The sequence below is a fragment of the Methylobacterium sp. 190mf genome (genome assembly GCF_900107945.1).
Lineage (GTDB): Bacteria > Pseudomonadota > Alphaproteobacteria > Rhizobiales > Beijerinckiaceae > Methylobacterium.
The window spans coordinates 44,454-64,184 of record NZ_FNVI01000002.1; the positions used below are offsets into that span (position 1 = coordinate 44,454).

At 71.3% G+C, this 19,731-nt stretch carries 16 protein-coding genes; 12 read left to right on the plus strand and 4 right to left on the minus strand.

The features are described 5' to 3' along the window. The first annotated feature begins 3 nt into the window (after positions 1-3). The 3 genes from C4T42_RS02730 to C4T42_RS02740 all read left to right on the plus strand — a co-directional run bounded on the left by C4T42_RS02730 (position 4) and on the right by C4T42_RS02740 (position 4,784). Entirely contained in the window at positions 4-1,041 is a 1,038-nt protein-coding gene (locus C4T42_RS02730) for a 2Fe-2S iron-sulfur cluster-binding protein (protein WP_020091591.1), read from the plus strand. Positions 1,042-1,116: 75 nt separating this feature from the next. Next, the gene (locus C4T42_RS02735) at positions 1,117-1,926 is read left to right on the plus strand and encodes a substrate-binding domain-containing protein (protein WP_020091590.1); all 810 of its coding nucleotides are present in this window, start codon (positions 1,117-1,119) and stop codon (positions 1,924-1,926) included. Continuing rightward, a complete protein-coding gene (locus C4T42_RS02740; protein WP_020091589.1) occupies positions 1,923-4,784 on the plus strand; it encodes an EAL domain-containing protein in 2,862 nt (953 codons plus the stop codon). Before C4T42_RS02735 ends, C4T42_RS02740 begins: the two co-directional genes overlap by 4 nt. Positions 4,785-4,827: 43 nt before the next feature. On the opposite strand, the gene C4T42_RS02745 is transcribed toward C4T42_RS02740, so the two are convergent. The 4 genes from C4T42_RS02745 to C4T42_RS02760 all read right to left on the minus strand — a co-directional run bounded on the left by C4T42_RS02745 (position 4,828) and on the right by C4T42_RS02760 (position 9,834). Then, a complete protein-coding gene (locus C4T42_RS02745; protein WP_103984709.1) occupies positions 4,828-5,310 on the minus strand; it encodes a DUF1203 domain-containing protein in 483 nt (160 codons plus the stop codon). Between the two features lie 98 nt (positions 5,311-5,408). Then, complete coding sequence (locus tag C4T42_RS02750; RefSeq protein ID WP_020091587.1) at positions 5,409-6,464, minus strand: adenylate/guanylate cyclase domain-containing protein; 1,056 nt, start codon at positions 6,462-6,464, stop codon at positions 5,409-5,411. A 33-nt stretch (positions 6,465-6,497) separates the two neighbouring features. Then, positions 6,498-6,857: a response regulator gene (locus tag C4T42_RS02755; protein WP_026604690.1), complete on the minus strand. Its 360-nt coding sequence runs from the start codon at positions 6,855-6,857 to the stop codon at positions 6,498-6,500. A 49-nt stretch (positions 6,858-6,906) separates the two neighbouring features. Beyond that, positions 6,907-9,834: a response regulator gene (locus tag C4T42_RS02760; RefSeq protein ID WP_042672789.1), complete on the minus strand. Its 2,928-nt coding sequence runs from the start codon at positions 9,832-9,834 to the stop codon at positions 6,907-6,909. A gap of 302 nt (positions 9,835-10,136) precedes the next feature. Between C4T42_RS02760 and C4T42_RS02765 the strand changes: the two genes are divergently transcribed. The 9 genes from C4T42_RS02765 (at position 10,137) to C4T42_RS02805 (ending at position 19,721) form a co-directional block, all read left to right on the plus strand. Further along, positions 10,137-10,346, plus strand: a complete 210-nt coding sequence (locus tag C4T42_RS02765) for a hypothetical protein (protein ID WP_020091585.1) — start codon at positions 10,137-10,139, stop codon at positions 10,344-10,346. Positions 10,347-10,645: 299 nt separating this feature from the next. Further along, positions 10,646-10,786, plus strand: a complete 141-nt coding sequence (locus C4T42_RS31845) for a hypothetical protein (protein ID WP_020091584.1) — start codon at positions 10,646-10,648, stop codon at positions 10,784-10,786. A 458-nt stretch (positions 10,787-11,244) separates the two neighbouring features. Then, entirely contained in the window at positions 11,245-11,334 is a 90-nt protein-coding gene (locus tag C4T42_RS02775; RefSeq protein WP_020091582.1) for a K(+)-transporting ATPase subunit F, read from the plus strand. A gap of 22 nt (positions 11,335-11,356) precedes the next feature. Beyond that, on the plus strand, positions 11,357-13,072 hold the full coding sequence (gene kdpA / locus C4T42_RS02780; protein WP_020091581.1) for a potassium-transporting ATPase subunit KdpA: 1,716 nt from the start codon (positions 11,357-11,359) through the stop codon (positions 13,070-13,072). A 1-nt stretch (position 13,073) separates the two neighbouring features. Beyond that, on the plus strand, positions 13,074-13,268 hold the full coding sequence (locus C4T42_RS02785; RefSeq protein WP_103984710.1) for a hypothetical protein: 195 nt from the start codon (positions 13,074-13,076) through the stop codon (positions 13,266-13,268). 106 nt (positions 13,269-13,374) lie between these two features. Continuing rightward, positions 13,375-15,465 (plus strand): potassium-transporting ATPase subunit KdpB, encoded by a 2,091-nt coding sequence (kdpB, locus tag C4T42_RS02790; protein ID WP_042672788.1) that lies wholly within the window; start codon positions 13,375-13,377, stop codon positions 15,463-15,465. Between the two features lie 22 nt (positions 15,466-15,487). Next, a complete protein-coding gene (locus tag C4T42_RS02795) occupies positions 15,488-16,093 on the plus strand; it encodes a K(+)-transporting ATPase subunit C (RefSeq protein WP_042672786.1) in 606 nt (201 codons plus the stop codon). Positions 16,094-16,278: 185 nt separating this feature from the next. Then, positions 16,279-18,996: a sensor histidine kinase KdpD gene (locus tag C4T42_RS02800; protein ID WP_091924775.1), complete on the plus strand. Its 2,718-nt coding sequence runs from the start codon at positions 16,279-16,281 to the stop codon at positions 18,994-18,996. Further along, positions 18,993-19,721, plus strand: coding sequence for a response regulator transcription factor (locus C4T42_RS02805; protein ID WP_091924434.1), 729 nt, complete (start codon positions 18,993-18,995; stop codon positions 19,719-19,721). Before C4T42_RS02800 ends, C4T42_RS02805 begins: the two co-directional genes overlap by 4 nt. The last annotated feature ends 10 nt before the right edge of the window (positions 19,722-19,731 follow it).

Here is a 19,731-nt window from a genome sequence, read left to right on the forward strand (position 1 = left end):
GCCGTGGCCGAACGCGTCACCCTCGTCATCAACGGAAGGCGGGTCAGCGCCAGCGCCGGCCAGACCCTGCTCGACGCGGGTCTGGCGGCCGGCCAGGCGATCCCGCACGACTGCGCCACCGGGCAGTGCGACACCTGCCGCGTCCGGATCCATGCGGGCGCGGTCGACGATGCGGGGACGCGCATCGGCGAGACCGTGCAGGCCTGCCGGGCTCGCCTGACCACCGACGCGGTCATCGAATTCGACGAGGTTCCGGAAGCCGTCCGGCGGGCCGGCACCGTGGACCGCGTCGTCGATCTCACCGCCGAGATCGTCGAGGTGACGGTCGCGCTGCGCAAGCGGCTGACCTACCTGCCCGGCCAGTATGTCCGGGTCTCCTTCGCCGGGCTGCCCGCGCGGGACTACAGCCCGACCCTGCGCGCGGACGGCTCGGGCGAACTGAACGAATTGATCTTCCAGATCCGCCGCCAGCCCGACGGCGCGGTCTCGCCGCTGCTCGGCGGCAGGATCGGACCGGGAACCGCGGTGAAGGTCGAGGGCCCGTTCGGGACCGCCTTCCACCGGCTCGGGCGCGGCCGTCTCGTGATCGTCTCATCGGGCGTCGGCTGGGCGCCCGCCTGGGCGGTCGCCCGCGCGAGCCGGATGCGTGAGCCGGAGCGCGACCTGCTCGTCGTGGCCGGCGCGCGGCACCCGCAGAATCTCTACATGCGCCCGGCGCTCGACTGGCTGCGCGCGCGGGGGGCGACGACGGTCCTGACCTGCAGTGGCGGCAACCCGCCTCCGGATGCCCGGCCCGGGCGGCCCACGCTCCACATGCCGATGCTCACGCGCGACGACACCGTCCTCGCGGCGGGCGCCCCCGAGATGGTCGCGGCTGTCCAGTTCCTCGCCGCGGCGACCGGGGCGACCTGCTACGCCGATCCCTTCTACGCGGCCGCGCGCGGCGCCGACGGGAGGCCGCCATCCGACACGAACTTCCTGCAGCGCTTCCTCCAGCGCGTCGCGGGTCATCGGACCGCTAAAACGGAGCCTGTCGCCTAGCAGATCGTCAACCACACCTTCGGTGTACGGTATCCGGTGACCTCGGGTTAAACACTCGAGGCGCATTCTCGGGTTATGGCACTGTTATTCACGTCTCTTCGGCGCATCATCGCGGGCGGAATCATCCTCCTGGCCCTGCCGGCCGCCGCGCGCGCGGACGACCTCGCGGTCGTCGGCACGGGCGACGGGATCGAGATGCTCCAGGCCGTGGCGGCCGCCTACAATGCCGAGAGCGGCGACGCGCGCGTGTCGGTGCCGCCGAGCATCGGTTCCGGCGGCGCCGTCGCGGCCGTAGGCGGCGAGCGCCAGAGGCTCGGGCGGGTCGCGCGCCCGCTGACCGAGGCCGAGAAGGCCCAGGGACTCGTGGAGGTGCCGCTCGCCCGCATCCCCTCGGCGATCTTCGTCCATCAGGGCGTCGGCGTCACCAACCTGACCAGCGCGCAGACCGCCGCGATCTTCGCCGGCACGGTCGACAATTGGAGCGCCCTCGGCGGTCCCGATCTGAAGATCCGCGTCGTCCGGCGCGAGGACACGGACAGCACGCTCACGGTCCTGCGGGCCACCATGCCGGGCTGGCGCGACCTCGTCCTGACCAGCCGCTCGAAGACCGCGACCACGACCCAGGACGCGATCGCCACGGTGCGGGAGACGCCCGGCGCGATCGGCTTCGGACCGTACTCGCCGGCGCTCGCGGGCGATCTCGCGGTCCTGACGATCGACGGCCGGGCCCCGCGCGATCCGACCTATCCGAGCGCCGTGACCCTCGCGCTGATCTACAAGGCCGCCACGCGCGACGCCGCGGCGTCGGCGTTCCTCGCCTTCGCGACCTCCGACCGCGCGGGACAGGTCATGGCGGAGCGGGGCGGCGCCCCGCTCAGGCCGTGACGGGCACCGTCTTCTCGCGTTCCCTGCGCGCGCGCCTCGTCGGCGCCACGCTCTCGACGGCCGCGATCGCGCTGGCGGCGTTGGTTTTCCTCGTGGTTCTGCGCTCCGGCCAGACGCTCCGCGAGCAGGCGCAGGAGGTCTCGACCTGGTCCGAGGCCCAGCTCTCCGACCGCCTGCTCAGCGACGCCAAGCTCGCCGCGGCGCGGCTGCAGATGCAGCGCGAGGACGTCGAGCGGCGCTTCGCCACCATGTCCAAGCGCTGGGACGTCGCGAAGGCGGTCTTCTCCGGCAACACGGTGGCGGCCTCGGAGCTTCTGCGGCCGGCTCTCGCCCTCGCCGATCTCGACGGCGCCATCGCCTTCGACCTCAATCTCCGCGCCCTGACCGCCGACCGCGTCGAGGCGGACCTCCTCGCCGCCAACGCGGCGTTCCGGACGTCGCCCGTCGCGGCGTCCCTGCGGGCCGTGCTCGCCCGCAACGATCGGGAGCACGCGGACGGGTTCGTGCTGTCGCTGCGCTGGGACGACGCGCTCGCGCGGGCGCTCGCCGCCACCGAGAGCGGCACGGTCGCCGACATCTTCGGCGAGCCGCTGTTCGACGATTTCGGCGAGGTGATCGGCGGCCTCGTCGGGTACCGGGTCCTGCGCGCGCACGAGCCGACCCTGACGGCGTTCGCGTCCCTCAGCAACCGCGACGTCCTGATCCTCGCCGACCAGAACCTCCTCTCCTCGGCGGGCTCGGAGGTCTCCAACGCCCAGCTCGGACCCGCGTCGGGCGCTGAGCTGCACGCCGTGCTCGGCGCCGAGAAGGTCGCGCGCTGCATCCCGCAGCCGCCCGACATACGCCTCTGCGTCGCGGCGCCGCTGCGGGAGCTGCAGCAACTCACCGGCAAGGTCGTGGGCATCGGCGAGGAGAGCTCGCGCGCGCTGCTGCGGACGCTCAGCGTCGTCGCCGGTCTCACGCTGTGCCTCGTCGCCGTCGTCATGCTCTTCCTGTCGAGCCGGATCACCCGTCCCCTGGTGCGCATCACCCAGACCGTCTCCGAGGTCGCGCGCGGCAACTGGCACGTCAGCGTGCCCGATATCGACCGTGCCGACGAGGTCGGCGATATCGCGCGGGCCGTCGTCGTGCTCGAGCATTCCCTCTCGGAGCGCGATCAGCTGCGCGACGACGTGTTCCGGCAGAACACGGTCCTGACGGAGCGCGAGCGGCAGCTGCAGGAGCAGAACGAGCGCTTCGACGCCGCCCTGAACAACATGTCCCAGGGCCTGTGCATGTTCGGCGTCCACGGCCGGCTCAAGGTCTACAATTCCCAGTTCTGCCGGATCTACGGGATCGCTCCGGGCGTGCTGGATCTCGACCCGACACAGGATGAGGTTCACCGGCTCGCTGGTCTCACGGACTGGTCGGCCGCGGAGAGCGGGCCGATCCGCCGGACCCTCACCCGGACGCTGGCCGACGGCCGCTGCATCGAGATCACGGTCGAGCCGATGGCCGATGGCGGCTGGGTGGAGACCCACGAGGACGTCACCGCGAGCGTCACCGCGCAGGCGCGGATCGCGCATCTCGCGACCCACGACGCGCTGACCGGCCTCTCGAATCGAGCGCTCCTGGCCGACCGTCTGGCCGCCGCCTTCGCGGACCATGCGGTCGGCGGCCGGGCGGTGACCGTCATCTGTCTCGACCTCGACGACTTCAAGGGCATCAACGACACCCTCGGACATCCGGCCGGCGACGAGCTCCTCCGACAGGTCGGCCGCCGCCTCACCGGACTGTGCCCGTCCGGCGGCACGGTGGCGCGCCTCGGCGGCGACGAGTTCGCGATGGTCCTCTTCGAGGCAGACCTGCCGGACGGCGTCCTCGCCCTGGCGGAGCAGATCCTGATCCAGCTCAGGCGGCCATTCTTCCTCGCCGGCCAGTTCGTGTCCGTCGACGGGAGTCTCGGTATCGCCGTCTCCGGCACGGAGGATGCCGACGGCGACGATCTCCTGCGCCGCGCCGACGTCGCCCTCTACGCCGCGAAGGCCGACGGCGGTCGGCGCGTCCGCGTCTTCGAGCAGGAGATGGAGGAGCGTCAGAACCAGCGGCGCTGGCTGGAACGCGAGCTGCGGCTGGCGATCGGCACCGCGCAGATCGAGCTGCACTATCAGCCGCTGTTCGACCTGGCGACGAACGCGGTGACGAGCTTCGAGGCCCTCGCGCGGTGGCACCACCCGGAACGCGGGATGATCTCGCCCGGCGAGTTCATCCCGGTCGCCGAGGCGACGGGGCTGATCGACGCCCTCGGCGCCTACGTGCTCGAACGGGCCTGCGCCGATGCCATGACGTGGCCCGGCTCCCTGCGGGTCGCCGTCAACATCTCGCCGATCCAGTTCCGCGAAGGCAATCTCGACCGTTTCGTCGAGGAGGTCCTGCTGAAGACCGAGCTGCCGAGCCACCGTCTCGAGCTGGAGATCACCGAGTCGGTGATCCTGAGCCAGGATCAGGCGAGCTTCGAGATGCTGAGCCGCCTGCGCTCCTTAGGCGTGCGGTTCTCGATGGACGATTTCGGGACCGGTTACTCGTCTCTCTCCTCCCTGAACACCTTCCGATTCGACAAGATCAAGCTGGACCAGTCCTTCGTCCGGAACCTCCTGGAGAAGGACGAGGCGGCAGCGATCGTCCACGTCGTCGCTGAACTCGGCCGCAGCCTGAAGATCACGACGACGGCCGAGGGCGTCGAGACCCCGGAGCAGCTGGCCCGGCTGCGGGCGAGCGGGTTCTCGGAGGTCCAGGGCTACCTGCTGAGCAGGCCGATCCCGGCCGCTGGCGTAGCGGCCTTCATCAACGCGCAGGAGCATATCCACGTCGCGGCCTGACCGAGCCCCGCAAAGGCCCGTTGGGCGGCTCGGTGGCTCGCGCTCAATCGGCGACGCGCTCTACGCGGGACAGGAGGCACCCGGGCCGCGCCGTGTGGATGTTGACGAAGCGGGTGCGCGGATCGTCGAGGGCGCGGCGGAGCGGAACCTCGGCCTCGCTCTCGGGACAGACCTGCCCGAGATCGTAGAGGCAGAGATGGTCCGCGTCGTAGGCACGGACCGAGACCAGCGTGTTCGCGCGGACGATCGGCGCGAGGCCGTCGGCCGCCTCGGCGCGCTTACACTCGTCCACATGCAGGAAGATCGGACTGGGTGTCCAGTAGATCCCGCGCGGCTCGGGCAGATCGTAGGATCCGAGCAGCATGGTCTCGCCGGGCCGGCCGAGCTGCAGGCAGTGTCGGCAGGGAAAGCCGCCATCCGCCGTCGCGACGACCCGACGAACCGGGTTGTCCCGGTCGTCAAGGCCGGTGGTACGGAAGCGATCGGCGGTCTCCGTCGGGATCGGAACGCAGCGATAACGGGTCATGGTGCACCTCCGGGACGGGGCCCTAAGCTCCGTCCCGGCGCGCCGCATCCCGCTTCTTGCTGCGCAATCCGGAACGCTCCGCGGCCGCCGCGGGCGTCTCAGGCCGGGGTCGCGTCGCCGGCCGCGAGGGCGTGGCAGTACACGTCGACCGCGCCCTTGCCCTTCAGCGTCACCGGGCCGATCGGCCGGACGTCGCGCGGGTCCGGCAGGCGCGCGAAGGCCTCGCGCGACAGGTGCAGCGCGCACCCGTCGCCGAGGCCCGCGAGCCGGGCGGCGACGTTCACGGTGTCGCCCCACAGGTCGAAGGTGAACTTCGTCCGGCCGACGATGCCGCCGACGACCGGCCCGATATGGATGCCGCCGCGGATCCGCCAGCCCGGCTCGCCCTCGGCCGCGATCGCCACCATGTCGGCGGCGCAGCGGATGGCGGCGGAGACCGGGTCGTCGTGCGGCCGCAGCAGGTTGGCCGTGGCCATGAAGGCGTCGCCGATCGTCTTGATGTTCTCCAGGCCGCGCGCCTGCGCGACCACCTCGAAGGCCTCCGCGAGTCGCTGGATCTCCGCGACGACGACGTCCGGGCTCTGATCGTGGCACCACGTGGTGAAGCCGACGAGGTCGATGAACAGGACGCCGACGTCGCCGAACAGCCGCGGCTTGACCTGCCCGGTCTCCATCAGCTCCGCCACGGCCGAGACCGGCAGGATGGCGTGCAGGAGCTCGTCGGCGCGCTTGCGCTCGCGCTCGATGGTCCGCAGATGCGCGACCTCGCGGTCGTGCGCCCGCTTCCGCTCCAGGCAGGACCGGATGCGCGCCTCCAGGATCACGGGCTCGAAGGGCTTCGGCAGGTAGTCGAAGGCGCCGAGCTCGATGCACCGGACGATGCTGCCGATCTCCATGAGGGCGGAGATCATCACGACGGGCGTGTGGCGCCACGCCTCGTGGGCCTTCATCCGCTCGAGCACGGCGTAGCCGTCCAGGGCCGGCATCATCACGTCGAGGAGCACGAGGTCGAACGGCTCCTCGCTCAGCCGATCGAGGGCCGCCCGCCCGTTCGCCGCCCGCACGCTGGCGTGGCCGAGGAGCTCCAGCTCCTGCTCCAGCAGGTCGAGGTTGAAGGGCTCATCGTCGACGATCAGGATGCGGGCTGGCTCCACGGGTCCTCCCTTCCTGGCGTGAGACGGCCGCGCTCAGCCGAGCCAGTGCTGCAGCTTCGCGAAGAGCAGGTCCTCGTCGACGGGCTTGGTCATGAAGTCGTCGCAGCCGGCGGCCCGCGCGCGGTCCTCGTCGCCGGTCATCGCGTTGGCGGTGATCGCCATCACGGGGATGGCGGCGGTCGTCGCGTCGGCCTTGATGCGGCGCGTCGCCTCCCAGCCGTCGACGAGCGGCAGCGACAGGTCCATGAGGATGAGATCCGGCCGGTGCGCGATCGCCATGTCCACGCCGGCGGCCCCGTCGACGGCGATCAGGATCTCGTACTCGTCCTCGAGCAACTGGGTCAGCAGATCGCGGTTGAGCGCGACGTCCTCGACGATGAGAATCCGCTTCATGGGCCGGTCCCGGGCGTCGCGGGCCGCCAGGAACGGGTCGTGTCCGACCTCATCGGTCACCGTCGGCGGTCTCGGTCTCCAGGACCGGCAGCACGCGGCGGACCTCCCGGACCAGGGCGGCGCGATCGAGTCCGCCCTTGTCGATCAGTCCGAGCACGCGCTCGCGGAGCATGCCGCGCTCGGCGGAGTCGAGGGACGCGGCGGTCAGGACCACGACGGGGATCGACCGGGCGGAGGGATCCGCCTGCAGGGCATCCAGGAAGGCGAGGCCGTCCATCCGCGGCATGAGCAGGTCGAGGAGGATGACGCTCGGGCGGGCCTGCGCGATGCGCTCCAGTCCGGCCGCCCCGTCGGCCACCCAGTCGACGGTGCAGTTTTCCGAGTCGAGGAGCTGGCGCACGAGGTCGGGCACGTTGGGATCGTCGTCGATCACGAGGACGCGCTCGTTGTCGGGGGCGATCCGAGCAAGGGCGCCGATCAGGGCCTCCCGCTCGAACGGCTTCACGATGTAGTCGGTCGCGCCGAGCCGGAAGCCGAGCTCCTTCTGGTCGACGATGGAGATCAAGACGACCGGGATGTCCCGGGTCAGCGGATCGGTCTTCAGCGCGTGGAGGACCTGCCAGCCGTCGGTGCCGGGCATCATGATGTCGAGGGTGATGGCCCGCGGCTGCAGCTCCCGGGCCTTGACCAGCCCTTCCTGGCCGCTCGCCGCCCCGACGACCGTGTAGCCGGCATCGGCGAGGTTCTCCTTCAGCAGGTAGACGACGTTGGGATCGTCGTCGATCGCCAGCACGACCTTGGCGCCCGAGCGCGGCGCGGTGACGGCGGCGGGTGCCGGCTTCGGGGGCGGCGGCACCTCGGCGCCGCCGGCGATCCGCGGCGGGATGGTGAGCGTGAAGGTCGAGCCCTCGCCCTCGCGGCTCTCGACGCCGATCCGGCCGCCGAGCAGGCGCGCGAGCCGGTGGCTGATCGCGAGCCCGAGCCCGGTGCCGCTGTGGGACCGGGTCGCGCTGTTGTCGACCTGATGGAACTCCTCGAAGATCGCGCTCAGGGCGCCCGCCGGGATGCCGATGCCGGTATCCATCACGGCGAACTCGATGCCCTCATCGACCGAGCGGACGCGGAGCGTGACCGATCCGGCCTCGGTAAACTTGATGGCGTTGCTGAGCAGGTTGATCAGGATCTGACGTAGCTTCTCCTCGTCCGTGCGCAGCATCGGGGACGGGTCCCGGACGTCCCGGACGAGGCGCACGCCCTCGTTCTTGACGAGGGGCTCGACGGTGCGGAGGCACAGGTCGAGGACCGGCTCCAGGGCGAAGTCCGAGGGTTTCACCTCCATGCGCCCCGCCTCGACCTTGGCGAGGTCGAGGATGCTGTTGATCAGCGAGAGCAGGTGCTCGGAACTCGCCAGGATCTTCTCGAGATTCTCGAACTGCTTGACCGGCAGGACATCCTTCGCCCGCCGCATCACCAGCCGGGTGAAGCCGATGATCGCGTTGAGCGGGGTCCGCAATTCGTGGCTCATGTTGGCGAGGAAGCTGCTCTTGGCGCGGCTCGCCTCCTCGGCCGCCTCCTTCGCCTGACGCAGGCTCTCCTCGGCCTGCTTGCGCTCGATCACGCGGCCGAGCTGCGCGCCGATATTGCTCATGACCCGGAGCAACGAGGCGTCCGGCGGGGACGCGTCACGGGCGAAGAACTCCAGTACCGCGACGACGTCGCGCCCGACCGTCACCGGAAAGGCGAACCCCGCCCGGATGCCGTGCTCGACCGCCGCCGGCGCGCGCGGGTCCGCGGCCATCGACGGGTCCCCGACGCTCCATTCCGGCGCGCCCGAGACCAGAACGCGGCCGGCCAGGCCCGATCCGGCGGCCAGCGACGTGGCGGCCGTGGCAGCCTGGAATCGCGCGACATCCGCGCCGGGGTCGCAGTGCCAGATGCCGGTCGGGAGCAGCGTCCGCGTCCCGTCCCGGGCCAGGATATGGGCGTGACCGACGGGCCAGCCGGCGTGCTGCGCGACGCGCTCGAGGCAGAAGCGCAGGGCGTCCTCGACCGTCGGGGCCTCGTTGGCGGCCGCGGCGGCGGCCTGGAGCAGCTCGACGAAGGCGGTCTGCTTCTGCAGCGCCAGCTCGGCCTCCTTGCGCTCGGTGATGTCGCTCCAGGACTCGACCACCTCGACGGGCTGGCCCGTCGCGTCCCGCAGGAGGCGCTGCTCGTCCCGGACCCAGCGATAGGTGCCGTTCGCGTGCCGGAACCGGTACTCGATGACGTTGTGCCCGTCCGCGAGCAGATTCGGGAACTCGGCGAGAACGCGGTCGCGGTCGTCGGGATGGAGCCGCTCCAGCCAGAATTCCGGCCCCGACAGGTAGTCGCCCGGCTCGTAGCCGAGGAGATCGCGCACGTTCTCGCTGATGAAGGTCGGCGCGTTGCGGCCCCCCACCTCGAAGCTGCAGATCATCGACGGGGACGCGGTGAGCAGGTAGGTCAGCCGCCCCTGCGTCGCCTGGAGCACCTGCTCGGCGCGCTTGATCTCGGTCACGTCGGTGTAGACCGCGACGACGCCGCCGTCGTTGGTCTTGCGCTCGTTGACTTGGACCCAGCGGCCGTCGACGCGCTGCTGCAGAAGCGGACCGCGCGGCGCGCGGTAATGGGCGATGCGCTCGGCGACCCAGGCCTCGACGCTCATCCCGTCCGGCCGTACAACGCAGGACTCCGCGACGGCGTTGGCGATGGCTTCGAAGGTCACGCCGGGCACGATGATGGCCGACAGGCCGGGATGGAAATCCTGGAAGTGCCCGTTGCACAGGACGAGGCGATCGTCCGGGTCGAACAGCGCGAAGCCCTCCGAGCTGCTCTCGATCGCCTCGACGAGCTTCTGCTTGGCGACCCCGGCCTCATCGAGAGGCCCGGCGCTCCGGCTAGGGCCGGCGTCGGCGGCCCGACCTGTCTCGCTGGGTGATCCGGCCGGCGCGTGGGACATACCTCGAACCACTCCGACACCGACGCGCCAGTGGTGACGCCTTGCCCTGCCAAGCCTGATCTGCGCGATGCCCGCGGGCGCGCAATTCATTATTCGGCACCGTCGCATGGTCTATTTTGCGGATCAAGCTGTACGGGAATCGCTGTCCCGCCCCAGTCACGGGCTCGCCGTTCGTCGCCCGGTTCGTCGCCCGTCTGCCGGCTTCTCGCTTCCAATCCCGTCCGGAACGCATCGGTGCCATGTCTCGGCGCGGCGTGGCGGCACGCCGAGAAGGTGTATCTTCCGTGAAAACGGAGGAAACGATGGCTTACAAGATCACTTTTCGCCGCGGAAAACGCGAGAGCTTCACCAAGCTGTGGCCGTGCGACCTCGAGGCGGCGACGGCCTACGCGCTCGCGCAGCTCCCCCTGCAGCAGCGCGAGAACGGGGCGACCTCTGTCACCGTGGTCTGCGAGCGGACCGGCGAGGTCGTGTTCAACTCGACCGAGCAGCCCGAGGCCGCGACGGTCTAGGGCGTCGCCCGGCCGCGGACCGGACGCTCCCGGAGGGGCTGCGTCGTGCAACCAGATCCCCTCCGTGCGCCCGAGCCCGTCCCCGCATCGCCGGGTCGGGCCGACCCGGGATCCGGCGCCCACGTCTCACCGCCCCGCGTCCTGCACGCGCTCGATCCGCGCTTTCTCGGGCTGACGGGCGCGCTGGCCCCCCATCCTGATGACATCCCTATGCCGGACGCCCCGCGCGCGTCTTGGTCCCTCACGGCCGATGCCGACGTGGTCGCGCCATCGGGCATCAGCCCGGATGGAGCCTCCGCATGCCGATCGTCCGTTACATCCTCGCCGAGTGCAGGGCCGACCGCGTCTTCGCGCTGATGGTCGTCGCGCTCGGCGGGTGGTCCGCCGTGTCCCTCGCGCTGCTCGCGCTGAACGTCTTCGAACCCCTGCGAGTCCAGTGAGCGCCGGAGCCGCGTCGCCGTCCGGCACGGCACCCCCGGGGTTATCCATCCAGCCGCTTGCGGGCCGCTGCCGCGTCTGCGGCCTCGCCTACGGCGGCATCCTCGGCCGCGAGGCGGGGGTGATCCGGCTCGATCGCGCCCGGTGGCGCCGTCTCTGCCCGGGCGCGGCGTGGCTGACCGTGCCGGCCGCCTGCGCGGGTCTTCGGGCCAGCTTCGGCGCGGACGCCGGATCCTAACGCGGCCCTTATAAACTCCCGCCCGGTCCCCGCTCGAACCCTAACGCGGTTCCCGGCGACACTGCCGGTCGGCCAAGGCCGGCCGCGGAGCCTCCGCGGCCGGTCCGCCGAACCGGACCCGACCACCATGCTCGACATCGTCTTCCTCGCAGCGGGCCTCGCCTTCTTCGCCGCGGCGGCCGGCTACGCGGCCGCCTGCGACCGGCTCTGAGAGAGGCCGCCATGACCCTCGATCTCGCCCTCGGCGCCTGCGTGACCGCCGGCCTCCTCGTCTACCTCACCTACGCCCTCGTCCGCCCCGAGCGGTTCTGAGCGGCCCTGACGGATTCTCCCCATGACCCTCAACGGCTGGATCCAGATCGCGCTGTACGGCGCGATCGTTCTGGCGCTCGTGAAGCCCCTTGGGTCGTACATGACCCGCGTCTTCACCGGAGAGCGCACCCTCCTCTCGCCCGTTCTCGGACCGATCGAGCGCGGGCTCTACCGCGTGTCCGGCATCGATGACCGCCAGGAGCAGCACTGGCTGGCCTATACGGGCGCGGTCATCCTGTTCCACGTGCTGGGCTTCGCGGTGCTCTACGCGATCCTGCGCCTGCAGGCGGTACTGCCGCTGAACCCGGCCGATCAGAGCGCGGTGGCGCCGGATCTCGCGTTCAACACGTCGACCAGCTTCATCACCAACACCAACTGGCAGTCCTACGGCGGCGAGACCACGCTGTCGTACCTGTCCCAGATGCTGGGCCTGACGCACCAGAACTTCCTGTCGGCGGCGACCGGCATCGCGGTCGCGGTGGCGCTGATCCGCGGGTTCGCCCGCGCCTCCAGCGGCACGATCGGCTCGTTCTGGGTCGATGTGACCCGCGCGACCCTCTACGTGCTGCTGCCGATCTGCATCCCCTACACGCTGTTCCTGGTCTGGCAGGGCATGCCGCAGACGCTCAGCGCCTACGCGGACGCCACGACGCTGGAGGGCGCCAAGCAGACCATCGCGCTGGGCCCGGTCGCGAGCCAAGTGGCGATCAAGATGCTCGGCACCAACGGCGGCGGCTTCTTCAACGCCAACGCCGCGCACCCCTTCGAGAACCCCACCGCCCTGTCGAACTTCGTCCAGATGGTCTCGATCTTCGCGATCGGCGCCGCGCTGACCAACGTCTTCGGCCGCATGGTCGGTGACGAGCGTCAGGGTTGGGCGATCCTCGGCGCCATGGGAATCCTGTTCCTGGCCGGCGTCGCCGTCACCTACTGGGCCGAGGCCAACGGCAGCTCGGTGCTCAGCAGCTTCGGGCTCACCGGCGGCAACATGGAGGGCAAGGAGGTCCGCTTCGGGATCAGCGCCTCGGCGCTGTTCGCGGTGATCACCACCGCGGCCTCCTGCGGCGCGGTGAACGCGATGCACGACTCGTTCACGGCGCTCGGCGGCCTGATCCCGCTGCTCAACATGCAGCTCGGCGAGGTCATCATCGGCGGCGTCGGCGCCGGCCTCTACGGCATGCTGATCTTCGTCATCGTGGCGATCTTCGTGGCGGGCCTGATGGTCGGCCGCACCCCCGAATACCTCGGCAAGAAGATCGAGGCGAAGGAGGTGAAGATGGCCATGCTCGGCATCCTCTGCCTGCCGCTGATGATGCTGGGCTTCACCGCCCTGGCGACAGTGGTGCCGGCGGGCCTCGCCGGCCCGGCCAATGCCGGCCCGCACGGCTTCTCGGAGATCCTCTACGCCTACACGTCGGCGGCGGCCAACAACGGCTCGGCCTTCGGCGGGCTGACGGCCAACACGCTGTTCTACAACAGCACGCTCGCTGTCGGCATGCTGGTCGGCCGGTTCTTCGTGAAGATCCCGGTGCTCGCCATCGCGGGCTCGCTGGCGGCCAAGAAGACGGTCCCGGCCTCCGCGGGCACGTTCCCGACCCACGGCGGCCTGTTCGTCGGGCTGCTGGTCGGCGTCGTGCTCATCATGGGCGGCCTGACCTTCTTCCCGTCGCTCGCGCTCGGCCCGATCGTGGAGCACTTCGCGGGCGCGGCCGGCCAGACCTTCGCGACAGGGGGCTGAGATGCCGCGCGCTTTCCCCGCCCGGCGCGTCCCGCGCCACCACCTCGCGCTGCGCCGCTCTCCACTGCGGCACGACCGCGGCGGCGCTCAGCCCCTGCGGACCTCCGACCTCATCCTGGCGCTCCTCGGCGTCGTGATGCTCGGCGGCTTCGCCCTGCTGGCCGCCTACGCGCTCACCCTCGGCGCCGTGGGCTGAGCCTCCGCAACCGTGATCGCGCGCGCAGCGAAGCGCGGCCCTGGGCTGCTTCGCTGCGCTCGCAAGGACGGCAGCCTCACTTCAATCTCCCTTCCGGACATCTCCCATGTCGCGTCAGACATCATCCCTGTTCAGCGCCGCCCTGATCGGGCCGGCCCTCCTCGGCTCGGTACGAAAACTCGATCCGCGGGCCATGATCCGAAACCCGGTCATGTTCGTGGTCGAGGTCGTGGCGCTCCTCACCACCGTGCTGTTCGTCCGCGACCTCGTCACCGGCGGCAGCGACCTGCTCTTCTCGGGCCAGATCATCCTCTGGCTGTGGTTCACCCTGATCTTCGCCAACTTCGCCGAGGCCCTCGCGGAGGGTCGCGGCAAGGCCCAGGCCGACAGCCTGCGGCGCACCCGCACCGAGATGACCGCCAAGCGCCTGACCGGCCAGGGCCGGGCCTTCGAGACGGTGCCGGGCACCTCGCTCAAGGTCGGCGACGTCGTCCTGGTCGAGGCCGGAGACCTGATCCCGTCGGACGGCGAGGTGCTCGAGGGGGTCGCCTCCGTGAACGAGGCGGCGATCACGGGCGAATCCGCCCCGGTGATCCGCGAATCCGGCGGCGACCGCTCGGCGGTGACCGGCGGCACGCAGGTCCTTTCGGACGAGATCAAGGTCCGCATCACGGCCGCGGCCGGCTCGACCTTCGTCGACCGGATGATCGCGCTCGTGGAGGGCGCCTCGCGGCAGAAGACGCCGAACGAGATCGCCCTGAACATCCTGCTCGCCGGCCTCACCCTCGTGTTCGTCTTCGCGGTGGCGTCGATCCCGAGCTTCGCGAGCTACGCGGGCGGGTCGATCCCCGTGATCGTTCTGGTCGCCCTGTTCGTCACGCTGATCCCGACGACCATCGGCGCGCTGCTCTCGGCGATCGGCATCGCCGGCATGGACCGGCTGGTCCGCTTCAACGTGCTCGCCATGTCGGGCCGCGCCGTGGAGGCGGCGGGCGACGTCGACACGCTGCTCCTCGACAAGACCGGCACGATCACCCTCGGCAACCGTCAGGCGACCGAGTTCCGCCCCGTCCGCGGCGTCACAGCGCAGGATCTCGCCGACGCCGCGCAGCTCGCCTCGCTCGCCGACGAGACGCCGGAGGGCCGCTCGATCGTGGTCCTGGCCAAGGAGAAGTACGGCATCCGCGCGCGGGACATGGGTGGCCTCAACGCCACCTTCGTGCCGTTCACCGCGCAGTCGCGGATGTCGGGCGTGGACCTTCAGGGCACGTCGATCCGCAAGGGCGCGGTCGACGCCGTCATCGCCTCGGTCTCGGGCCAGCCCATCGCCTCGCGCGGCTCCAACGTCGCCCTGGCCGTCCGCCCCGAGGCCGAGACCGGCGTCGTGACCGAGATCCGCGCCATCGCGGAGGAGATCGCCAAGGCCGGCGGCACGCCGCTCGCCGTGGCCAAGGACGGCCGCCTGCTGGGCGTGGTCTACCTCAAGGACATTGTGAAGGGCGGCATCCGCGAGCGCTTCGCCGAGCTGCGCCAGATGGGCATCCGCACGGTGATGATCACCGGCGACAACCCGATGACCGCGGCGGCGATCGCCGCTGAGGCCGGCGTCGACGACTTCCTCGCCCAGGCGACGCCGGAGGACAAGCTCGCGCTGATCCGCAAGGAGCAGGCGGACGGCAAGCTCGTCGCCATGTGCGGTGACGGCACCAACGACGCCCCGGCGCTGGCCCAGGCCGATGTCGGCGTCGCCATGAACACCGGCACCGTCGCGGCCCGCGAGGCGGGCAACATGGTCGACCTCGACAGCGACCCGACCAAGCTCATCGAGATCGTCGGCATCGGCAAGCAGCTGCTGATGACCCGCGGCGCGCTGACGACCTTCTCGATCGCGAACGACGTGGCCAAGTACTTCGCCATCATCCCGGCGATGTTCCTCACGCTCTACCCGCAGCTCCAGGCGCTGAACGTCATGGGCCTCGCCTCACCGCAGAGCGCGATCCTGTCGGCGATCATCTTCAACGCCCTGATCATCGTGGCGCTGATCCCGCTGGCCCTGCGCGGCGTCACCTACCGGGCCGTCGGCGCGGCCGCGCTGCTGCGCCGGAACCTCCTGATCTACGGCCTCGGCGGCGTCCTGGTGCCCTTCGTCGGCATCAAGGCCATCGACCTCGCCGTCAGCGCCCTCCACCTCGCCTGAACCGGTCCCCCGGAGACCCGCCATGCTCAACCAGCTTCGCCCCGCCCTGGTCCTGCTCACCGCCCTGACGGCGATCACCGGCCTCGCCTACCCCCTCGCGATGACGGGCCTCGCCGGCGCCATCTTCCCCGCCAAGGCCGCCGGCAGCCTGATCGCGCGCGACGGCACGGTCGTCGGCTCCAGCCTGATCGGCCAGAACTTCACGGGTGCCGGCTACTTCCACGGCCGGCCCTCGGCGACGACGGCGCCGGACCCGTCCGACGTCTCGAAGACGGTGCCGGCGCCCTACAACGCGGCGAACTCCTCGGGCTCGAATCTCGGGCCGACCAGCGCCGCCCTGGCCGAGCGGGTGAAGGCCGATCTCGACGCGCTCAGGGCCGAGAACCCGGATGCGCCCGTTCCGGTCGACCTCGTCACGACCAGCGGCTCGGGCCTCGACCCGGAAATCTCGCCCGAGGCCGCCTACTTCCAGGTTCCCCGCGTCGCCAGGGCCCGCAAGATCCCGGCGGACAAGCTGCGCGCGCTGGTGTCGTCCCGCATCGAGGCGCGCACCCTCGGCCTCCTGGGTGAGCCGCGCGTCAACGTGCTGGCGCTGAACCTCGCGGTCGACGCTCTCGCCCGTCGCTGAGGCGCGCCCGACAGCAGGGGGGACCCCGAAGCTGCGCTGCGGATCCCGCTTCGTCTTTGCGAGCGAAGCGAAGCAATCCAGCCGCGCCACGTCCACCGGCGTCCCGCTGCTCTGGGTTGCTTCGCTCCGCTCGCAATGACGCGACGATTCCGCGCTGGCCGCGGCGTTTTGCTAAGATGGCGATCATGCCCGAGACCGGCCGCGACCCGACCCGCCCCTCCCCCGACGCCCTGCTCGAAGCGGCGCGCCGGGAGGAGCGGACGCGTGGCCGACTGAAGGTGTTCCTCGGCGCCGCACCCGGGGTCGGCAAGACCTACGAGATGCTGACCGTCGGGCGGGCGCGGCTGAAGGCAGGCCTCGACGTCGTGGTCGGCGTCGTCGAGACGCACGGCCGCGCCGAGACCGAGGCCCTGCTCGACGGGTTCGAGACGATCCCCCGCCGTTCCGTTCCGTATCACGGCACCGTCCTGCAGGAGATGGACCTCGACGCCCTGCTGGCGCGCCGGCCGGCCCTCGCCTTGGTCGACGAGCTCGCCCACACCAACGCCCCGGGCTCGCGCCACCCGAAGCGCTACCAGGATGTCGAGGAGCTGCTCGATGCCGGCATCGACGTCCTGACGACGCTCAACATCCAGCACGTCGAGAGCCTCAACGACGTGGTGGCGTCGATCACCCGCATCCGGGTGCGCGAGACGGTGCCGGACGGCGTCCTCGACCGGGCGGACGACATCGAGGTCGTGGACCTCAACCCCGACGACCTGATCCAGCGCCTGAAGGACGGCAAGGTCTACGTTCCGACGCACGCCGAGCGCGCGCTCAAGCACTACTTCTCGCGCGGCAACCTCACGGCGCTCCGCGAGCTGGCGCTCCGGCGCACCGCCGACCGGGTCGACGACGAGCTGCTCGGTCACATGCGGGCCAACGCGATCGCCGGTCCCTGGGCGGCGGGCGAGCGCGTGCTGGTCTGCGTGAACGAGGATCCCCGCTCCGCCGGCCTCGTGCGCCACGCCAAGCGTCTGGCCGACCGCCTGCACGCCCCCTGGACGGCGCTCTCCATCGAGGGCGCGCGGGCGGCGGCCCTGAGCGAGGCCGAGCGCGACCGCATCGCCGAGGCCCTGCGGCTCGCCGACCGCCTCGGCGGCGACGCCGTCACCCTGCCGGGCGGGCGCCGGATCGCCGACGACGTGCTCGACTACGCGCGCTCGGCCAACGTGAACCACATCGTCGTCGGCAAGGCGAACCGCTCGTGGCTCTTCGAGCTGGTCAACGGCTCGGTGGTGTACGACCTCGTGCGGCACAGCGGCGCCATCAGCGTGCACGTCGTCCCCGGCGAGGCCGTCCCGGACGAGAAGCCGGCGCGCCGCGCCGTGGCGGTGACCGCGCCGCGCCCGGGGCGCGACGCGCGGCCCTACGCGATCGCGCTGGCGGCGATCGCCGCGGGCCTCGGCGCGGCCATCGTCGCGGAACCCTACGCGGGCGTCGAGAACGCCGACCTGTTCCTGCTGACCGCGGTCGTGGCCGTGGCGGTGCGCTGGGGCCTCGGGCCGTCCCTCGTCTCGGTGGTGGCGGGCTCGCTCGCCTACAACTTTTTCTTCCTGCCGCCGGTCTACACGCTCACCATCGCCGATCCGACCAACGTCGCGGCCTTCCTGCTCTTCACCCTGGTGGCCGTCTTGGTCTCGAACCTCGCCTCCCGCGCGCGTCGCGTCGCGGTGGTCAGCCAGGGCCGGGCGCGGGCCACGGAACGGCTGTTCGGCTTCTCGCGGAAGCTCGCCGCCTGCGGCACCCTCGACGACGTGCTCTGGGCCACCTGCGCCCAGGTCGCCGCGATGCTGAAGGTGCGCGTCGTCCTCCTGCTGCCGGACGGCCAGGCCGTCACGGTGCGGGCGGGCTACCCGCCCGAGGACATGTTGGACGAGGCCGATCTCGCGGCCGCGCAGTGGGCCTTCGACAACGATCGGCCCGCGGGCCGGGGCGCCGACACGCTGCCGGGCGCCAAGCGCCTGTTCCTGCCGATGCGGACCGGGCGCGGGACGATCGGGGTGATCGGCCTCGATTCCGACGGCGCCGGGCCGATCCTGTCGCCGGAGGGCCGCCGCCTCCTCGACGCCCTGGCCGACATGGGCGCCCTCGCCATCGAGCGGGTCCGGCTCGTGGAGGATCTCGACCGGGCCGAGCGCGCGGCCGAGACCGACCGCCTGCGCCAGGCGCTGCTCACCTCGATCAGCCACGACCTGCGCACGCCGCTCGCCTCGGTGCTGGGCGCGGCCAGCACCCTGCGCGACCTCGAGGCGGCGCTGCCCGCGGACGCCAAGGCGGAGTTGCTGGCCACGATCATCGAGGAATCGGAGCGGCTCAACCGCTTCATCGCGAACCTCCTCGACATGACCCGGCTGGAGGCCGGCGCGGTGGCGCCGAACCTCTCCGCGCAGGACGTGGCCGAGACGGTCGACACCGCCCTGCGCCGCACCCAGAAGATCCTCGCCGAACACCGCGTCGCCGTGGAGGTCGAGGCCGACCTGCCGCCGCTGGCGCTCGACCCGGTCCTGTTCGAGCAGGTCCTGGTCAACCTCCTCGACAACGCCGCCAAGTACGCGCCCGAGGGCTCGACCGTGACGGTGCGTGCGCGCCGCGCGGGCGACCGGGTCCGCATCGCCGTGCTGGACGAGGGGGACGGCCTGCCCGAGGCGGATGTCGAGCGGGTCTTCGACAAGTTCTACCGCGTCCGGAAGGGCGACCGTGTCCGGGCCGGAACGGGGCTGGGCCTCGCCATCTCCCGGGGCTTCGTCGAGGCGATGGGCGGCACCGTCACGGCCGAGAACCGCCCCGACCGCGGCGGCGCCTGCTTCACCGTCAGCCTGCCGGTTCCGGCCCGGAGCGCGCCCAGGGACATCGCCGCATGAGCCCCACGATCCTCGTCGTCGACGACGAGCCGCCGATCCGCAAGCTCCTGCGCATGGGTTTGGCCACGCAGGGCTACGCGATCCTGGAGGCGCCCGATGCCCGGACCGCCCTGGCGCTGCTCGGCCGGGAGGGCGTCGATCTCGTGATCCTCGATCTCGGCCTGCCCGACATGCGCGGCCACGACCTGCTGCGGTCGGTTCGATCGAGCCATCCCGACCTCCCCGTCGTCGTGCTTTCGAGCCGCGACGACGAGAGCGGCAAGGTCGAGGCGCTCGATCTCGGCGCCAACGACTACGTGACCAAGCCGTTCGGCATGGCTGAGCTGCTGGCGCGCCTGCGCGCCGCCATGCGCCACCAGCTCGCCGCGCGGGGCGAGCGGCCGATCTTCCGCGTCGACACCCTGTCCGTCGACCTGGTCCGCCGGATCGTGAAGGTCGACGAGGCCGAGGTGAAGCTGACGCCGCGCGAGTACGACTTCCTGCGCGTCCTGGTCCTGCATGCCGGCAAGGTGCTGACCCACGCGCAGCTGATGCGCTCCGTGCCGTCCTCGTCCGATCCGCAATACCTGCGCGTCTACGTGCGCCAGCTCCGCCAGAAGCTGGAGGCGGATCCCGAGCGCCCGCGGATCTTGCTGACCGAGACCGGTGTAGGTTACCGCCTGCGCGCGCCCGACGACGAGCCGGCCCCGCCGCACCGCGGCGCCGGCGGCGCGACCGCCCACTGATCCCGAGGAC

Bases quoted from the DNA above. Each gene is read 5' to 3' on its own strand.
- C4T42_RS02735 (WP_020091590.1), top strand. From the start codon at position 1,117: ATGGCACTGTTATTCACGTCTCTTCGGCGCATCATCGCGGGCGGAATC.
- C4T42_RS02745 (WP_103984709.1), bottom strand. From the start codon at position 5,310: ATGACCCGTTATCGCTGCGTTCCGATCCCGACGGAGACCGCCGATCGC.
- C4T42_RS02755 (WP_026604690.1), bottom strand. From the start codon at position 6,857: ATGAAGCGGATTCTCATCGTCGAGGACGTCGCGCTCAACCGCGATCTG.
- C4T42_RS02760 (WP_042672789.1), bottom strand. From the start codon at position 9,834: ATGTCCCACGCGCCGGCCGGATCACCCAGCGAGACAGGTCGGGCCGCC.
- C4T42_RS02765 (WP_020091585.1), top strand. From the start codon at position 10,137: ATGGCTTACAAGATCACTTTTCGCCGCGGAAAACGCGAGAGCTTCACC.
- C4T42_RS31845 (WP_020091584.1), top strand. From the start codon at position 10,646: ATGCCGATCGTCCGTTACATCCTCGCCGAGTGCAGGGCCGACCGCGTC.
- C4T42_RS02775 (WP_020091582.1), top strand. From the start codon at position 11,245: ATGACCCTCGATCTCGCCCTCGGCGCCTGCGTGACCGCCGGCCTCCTC.
- kdpA (WP_020091581.1), top strand. From the start codon at position 11,357: ATGACCCTCAACGGCTGGATCCAGATCGCGCTGTACGGCGCGATCGTT.
- C4T42_RS02785 (WP_103984710.1), top strand. From the start codon at position 13,074: ATGCCGCGCGCTTTCCCCGCCCGGCGCGTCCCGCGCCACCACCTCGCG.
- kdpB (WP_042672788.1), top strand. From the start codon at position 13,375: ATGTCGCGTCAGACATCATCCCTGTTCAGCGCCGCCCTGATCGGGCCG.
- C4T42_RS02795 (WP_042672786.1), top strand. From the start codon at position 15,488: ATGCTCAACCAGCTTCGCCCCGCCCTGGTCCTGCTCACCGCCCTGACG.
- C4T42_RS02800 (WP_091924775.1), top strand. From the start codon at position 16,279: ATGCCCGAGACCGGCCGCGACCCGACCCGCCCCTCCCCCGACGCCCTG.
- C4T42_RS02805 (WP_091924434.1), top strand. From the start codon at position 18,993: ATGAGCCCCACGATCCTCGTCGTCGACGACGAGCCGCCGATCCGCAAG.